The 5,220-nt window shown below is 68.0% G+C and carries 6 protein-coding genes; 1 reads left to right on the top strand and 5 read right to left on the bottom strand.

Features of this window, described 5'->3' with window-relative positions:
* The 5 genes from BRAO375_RS23475 to BRAO375_RS23455 all read right to left on the bottom strand — a co-directional run.
* The coding region (locus tag BRAO375_RS23475; RefSeq protein ID WP_035641813.1) for an SDR family NAD(P)-dependent oxidoreductase at nt 1-364 on the bottom strand (364 nt) is incomplete at its 3' end.
* 107 nt (nt 365-471) lie between these two features.
* Nucleotides 472-744 carry a protein-tyrosine phosphatase family protein gene (locus BRAO375_RS23470; RefSeq protein WP_009029944.1) on the bottom strand — a complete coding sequence of 91 codons (273 nt, stop codon included), beginning with the start codon at nt 742-744 and terminating at the stop codon, nt 472-474.
* Nucleotides 745-888: 144 nt separating this feature from the next.
* Nucleotides 889-2,412 (bottom strand): peptide ligase PGM1-related protein, encoded by a 1,524-nt coding sequence (locus BRAO375_RS23465; protein WP_009029943.1) that lies wholly within the window; start codon nt 2,410-2,412, stop codon nt 889-891.
* Between the two features lie 6 nt (nt 2,413-2,418).
* Nucleotides 2,419-3,495, bottom strand: coding sequence for a M14 family metallopeptidase (locus BRAO375_RS23460; protein ID WP_009029942.1), 1,077 nt, complete (start codon nt 3,493-3,495; stop codon nt 2,419-2,421).
* A 73-nt stretch (nt 3,496-3,568) separates the two neighbouring features.
* On the bottom strand, nt 3,569-4,516 hold the full coding sequence (locus BRAO375_RS23455) for a GlxA family transcriptional regulator (protein WP_009029941.1): 948 nt from the start codon (nt 4,514-4,516) through the stop codon (nt 3,569-3,571).
* A gap of 115 nt (nt 4,517-4,631) precedes the next feature.
* Between BRAO375_RS23455 and BRAO375_RS23450 the strand changes: the two genes are divergently transcribed.
* On the top strand, nt 4,632-5,220 hold a 589-nt coding region (locus BRAO375_RS23450), incomplete at its 3' end, for a DJ-1/PfpI family protein (protein ID WP_035641810.1).

Here is a 5,220-nt window from a genome sequence, read left to right as displayed (position 1 = left end):
CGAGCTCATGAAAGGCAGCCGGCATCACGGCCAGCGAGCGGTCGAGCCCATCGCGCGGCAGGTCGCGAAAGCTGCGGCGATCGGCGAAGCCCGCCGCATGCACCAGCGCATCGATACGGCCGAACCGGGCGCGCGCCGCAGCGACGAGCTCGGACGCCGCGCCTGCGGCGGCCAGGTTGCCGCAATGATAGGCCACCTCGGCACCGGCCTGCCGGCAAGTCTCGGCAACCGCTTCCAGCCGCGCGAGCCCGTCGGCATCGGCGCCCTGGCCATGCAGCATCAGGCCCTGCCCCGGCCCCGCAAGGCGACGCGCCGCAGCGGCGCCGATCCCGGCGCCGCTGCCGGTGATGATTGAAACGCGCATGATCCCCAGTGCAGATGCAATTCGAGGCGCGGACTATAGGTCTCACATCCGCCGTTGCAAACCGTCGCTTCGGCATGCCTGGAAGACCTCCAAGCCGGCGCGTGCGGTTAGACCGACAAGCCGCTGCAGGTCAGGATGATGCGCGTCGCGCGCCAGACCCAGGTCTTGCCGTCGCGCGCGGCCTGCAGGCTGAAGACGCGCTCGTTCCAGCGCGGGTCGTGCGCGAAGCGGATGTTCTCGATCACGAACTCCTGCTGCTGCCGCTTCCATTCGATCGCCCAGGCGAGGTGCGCCTCCTCGAGCTGCTGCCGCAGCTTGGACAGCTCGATCACGTAAGGCGATGGGACAATGATCCCCAGGCCGATTGAATTGCCAGCCATCGCGCGATCTCGCCGATCCCCGGGGGCCATCGCATGCCGCGCGTAGGGCCCTGCCCGCAGAGCATAGGGGGCGTGTCTCCCCCTGCCAAGCCGCGGACCGCCATTGCACGCAGGCGTGAGCTAAAGGCTGCTGCTCGCCTCGGCTCATTGCCGGCCGAGAATGTCCACGGTGCGGCGATAGAACTCGGCTGCGCGCTCATGCGTGCGGCCGATGCAGACCACGCCGAGCTTGCCGAACTCCGAGAGTGCGCCGATCAGATGGAAAGCGACGCCCTCGCCGGCCGCGGCGTGAAAGTGCAGCCCGTTCACCACGGCGATGTCGACGAGATCGTCCGGCGTCAAGCCGCGATAGGCGTCGCTCTCGAGATTGTCCGACGCGTAGTAGCAGCGCGGCTGCCCCGCCGGCGTCAGGAATTGCCCGCTGCCGGCATCGTAGCGGCCATCGGTGAGAAACTGCAGCATCAGGAACGGATGCGTGGTGCCGCCCTTGCGCAGATTGATCTCGATGGCGACGTGCCGCCAGTCCGGTCCGTCACGAACCGAGATGAAGTCGACTCCGAGCCGGCCGACGACGCCCTTAGCCGCGAGCGCCTCCGCAACCGCGACACCGCGGGCCTGGATGTCCTGCCGATAGGCGCCGTCGGCCGGAAACCGGCAGCCGAGAAAGATCTGCCCGCTCGGTCCGCCCAAGACCTGGTCGTGCGTCGACACCGCCTCCACCCGGCCGAGCGGATCGATGCGCAACTGCGCCGACGGTGACTGCTTCACCGCACCGGGAATGAACTCCTCGACGATTCCGCCCATCGCGCCGAGCTTGGCCGCGAACACATCCCAGCTCATGCCGCGCGCCTCGAACGCCATGAACGGCAAGCGATCGTGCAGCCACGACCGCAGGCCGTGATCCGTCGGTGCGGCGATGAGGTCGACGACCGCGTTGCCCTCGCCGGAAAATCCCTCGTTCAGCTTGACCACGGCTTTGCGCAGCTCGGGCCTGCGCCGCTTCAGCTCCGTCAGCGCGTCGGCCAGCGCAGCGGCATCCGAGAGATCCTCGAAGCCCTCGGGCAGGTCGATCCCGACCTCCTTGAAGATCCGGCGCGATCCGCTCTTCGAGCCCCACGCCGCGAGCGACGGATCGCAGCCATAGATCGGCACGCCCAGCGTCAAGGCGAGCCTGCGTTCCAGCTCGGTGACCGTGAAGCAGCTCAGATGCGCGGGAGCCGCGGCCTGAATGGCCGCGCGGAGACGGTCGAGCACGCGCGGCCGCGCCAGGATCTTCTGCGTCAGGGGCGCTGCCGAGGCATCGTCGCAGGACAACAGCGTCAGCCTGGCGCGGGCATGGCCGCCGGGCACACCGGGCAGCAAATGCAGGTAGTAGTCGACGATGGTGTCCGAGATCGGCGTGCTCGTCACGTAGACCACGCGCGTCCGCGGCATGCGCAACAGCAGCAGCATGCACAGCATGCGCTCCTCGTAGTGATGCACCCCCGAGACCTTGGCGAGCACTTCGGGATCGAGGCTCAGGCTGGGCACGATCACGACCGTGCGTGGCAAGCCCGGGTCATCGAACAGCGCCGGATAGGAGGCGGCAAACTCCGCCTGCAGCTCCGCAAACCGCGCCCGGTCGGCAGCGCTCACGATGCCCGGCAGTGGCGGAGCGGGACAGGTCATGGCGCGCTACCTGAGGTCATCTGCCAGCCGCCGTCCGTCGCGGCCGATGCGATGCATGAGGTAGCCGAGGCAGTCGAGCCTGACGGCCTGCGGATCGAGCGTCAGCATCGCCGGGATGGCGCGCTGTGCCAGCCGGATCTCACCGTCGTGATAATGGAAATATTCCGTGCTTGTGCCGTCCGCGGTGGAAACCTCGAGCCGCCTGGCTCCGGCGCAGCGGCCGAGCGCAACGCCGACGTCGAGCTCGGCGAAGTTGAGATGATCGAGATCACCGCGAAACTGGAAGTCGGCCGCGCGGCCGTCATAGGAGAACGTGGCGTCCCCAGGCACCTTGACGATGGCGAAGGTGCGCAGCAGATCGATGTCGGCCTCGCCGACGGCGTGCACGGGAAAGTGCTGCAGCGAAAGCGCCGCCTCGATCAGCTCGACCGCATGCGCCACCCCCGCCTCGCTGCCGGGCCGGCCGCATTCCACCGTAATGGCGGGACAGAGCCGCGCCAGCGCCGCCGACTGCACGCCCACCGGCTCCTCGAAATACACTACGGTGCGGCCGAACAGGCGCGCCAGCTGCAGATGGTGGTCGTCGCAGCTGTTGACGCAGGCGTAGTGAGGGTTGTTGCCGGTGTTGTTGTGAATGTCGATGCTGGCAAACAGCCGCGTGCGGGCCGCGATCGCCACGACATCGCGCATCACATCGGCTTCAGGAGTCGTGGGATGCGTGGTGCCCGGCCAGGCGCGATTGTAGTCGTGCTGATTGGGAAGCGTACGGACCCCAGCCTTCGCTGCGGCGATGTTGCCGACAAACAGCAGCACGGGACGCGGCAGCGGCCGGCCCCGCAGTCGTTTCAAGATGTGCTGGATGGCGCGCCAGCCGGTATCCTCATTGCCATGCAGAAGCACACTGAGAAACAGCGTGTCGCCCTGGCGACCCTCCAGACTGAACAGCGACGGTCCCGGCAGGTGCCGCCACAGCTCGGGCGCCGGTACATCCAGCAGCGCGTCCGGAAATCGATCATAACTTGCCAATGACAGCGATCGATCGAGACCTCCGATCGTCGCACGTCCAGCGCCGTCAGCCCTCAATTCGGTCTGCTCCGCAGGCTCAGGGATCAGGCGCGCAGGATAGCCGGTCGCGGTTCCCTGCGTCTGATTCAGATCAACCAGCCGGCTGTGCGCGCGCCGCCCGCCGCAGTGCCTGAGGCGGCTGGCCGAAGGCGCGGATGAAGGCGCGGCGCATCCGCTCAGGATCGCGGAAGCCGGCGGCTTCGGCGACCAGCTCGATCGGCTGGTGCGAGGCCTGCACGCGGTCGCGCGCCACCTCCAGCCGCAGACGCTCGATCGCCTTGGACGGCGTGGTGCCGGTCTCGGCGACGAAGGCGCGGGTGAAGTGCCGCGTGCTCATGCCGGCGCGCTCGGCGAGGTCGTCGACGGTGAGCGGCGCACCGAGATGCTCGCGCGCCCAGGTCAGGAGATCGGCGAACCGGCCGCTCGGCGCCTTCAACTCCAACAGCGAGGAGAACTGCGACTGGCCGCCGCTGCGGCGGTGATACAGCACGAGCTGCCGCGCGGTCTTCTGCGCGATCTCCTCGCCATGATCCTCGGCGACCATGGCCAGCGCGAGATCGATGCCTGCGGTGATCCCGGCCGAACTCCAGATCTGCCCGTCGCGCACATAGATGCTGTCGGGCTCCAGCTTCACGCTCGGATAGGTGCGCAAGAACTGCCGCGTGCGCTGCCAATGCGTCGTTGCACGTTTGCCGTCGAGCAGGCCGGCCTCGGCAAGCACGAAGGCGCCCGAGCAGACGCTGGCGATGCGGGTACCGCGGCGCGCAACCTTGCGAACGAAATTCAGCGTGCAGGCATTGCGGCTGGCCGCCTCGACACCGTCGCCCCCGGCGATCAGCAAGGTCGACAACGCCGACACGGAGCCGAACTTCCGCGCCAGCATCTCGGCGCCGGAGGAGGAACGCACCGGGCCCGGAGCGGCTGCCACCACCCGGATCATCGGCGCGGCGCTCGCATAGCGCGCGGCGATTTCGAACACGGAGATCGGTCCGGCGGCATCGAGCAACTGGAAGTCCGGAAAGATGAGCACGCCGATCATTGCTGGAAGGCTCCTCGGGCCGTCTGTCCGATTTCGAGGGAACTTCGACATATGAGACAGCGAGCGGATCATGCAGGATGGTGTCCGTCAACCCGTCATCTCGGTGAGGACCGCCATGGCCGAACCGCTGTCGATTGCTCTCGTGCTGTTTCCCCAGCTGACCCAGCTCGATCTGACCGGCCCCGTGCAGGTGTTCTCGAGCGTGCCCGGCGCGACGCTGCACCTGGTGTGGAAGCGCCTCGAGCCTGTCACGACCGACTCGGTTCTGACGCTGCTGCCGACCACGACGTTCGCCGACTGTCCGCAGGCGGATGTCATCTGCATTCCCGGCGGCTTCGGCGTCGACGCCATCCTCGAGGACGCCGAGGTCATCGGCTTCATCCGCCGCCAGGCGGAGGGCGCGAAGTACATCACGTCGGTGTGCACCGGCTCGCTCGCGCTCGGCGCCGCCGGCCTGCTCGACGGCTATCGTGCCGCCACGCATTGGAGCGCGCGCGAATGCCTGCCGCTGTTCGGCGCGACGATCAGCACCGAGCGCGTCTGCATTGATCGCAACCGCATCACCGGCGGCGGTGTCACCGCCGGCATCGACTTCGCGCTGACGCTGGTGTCACAGCTGGTCGATCGCCAGACCGCCGAAGCCATTCAGCTCAGGCTCGAATACAACCCCGCGCCGCCGTTCTCGGCCGGCTCGCCCGACACGG

The sequence above is a fragment of the Bradyrhizobium sp. ORS 375 genome (genome assembly GCF_000239775.1).
Taxonomy (GTDB): Bacteria; Pseudomonadota; Alphaproteobacteria; order Rhizobiales; family Xanthobacteraceae; genus Bradyrhizobium.
This window is presented reverse-complemented; position numbering and strand designations above follow the sequence as displayed.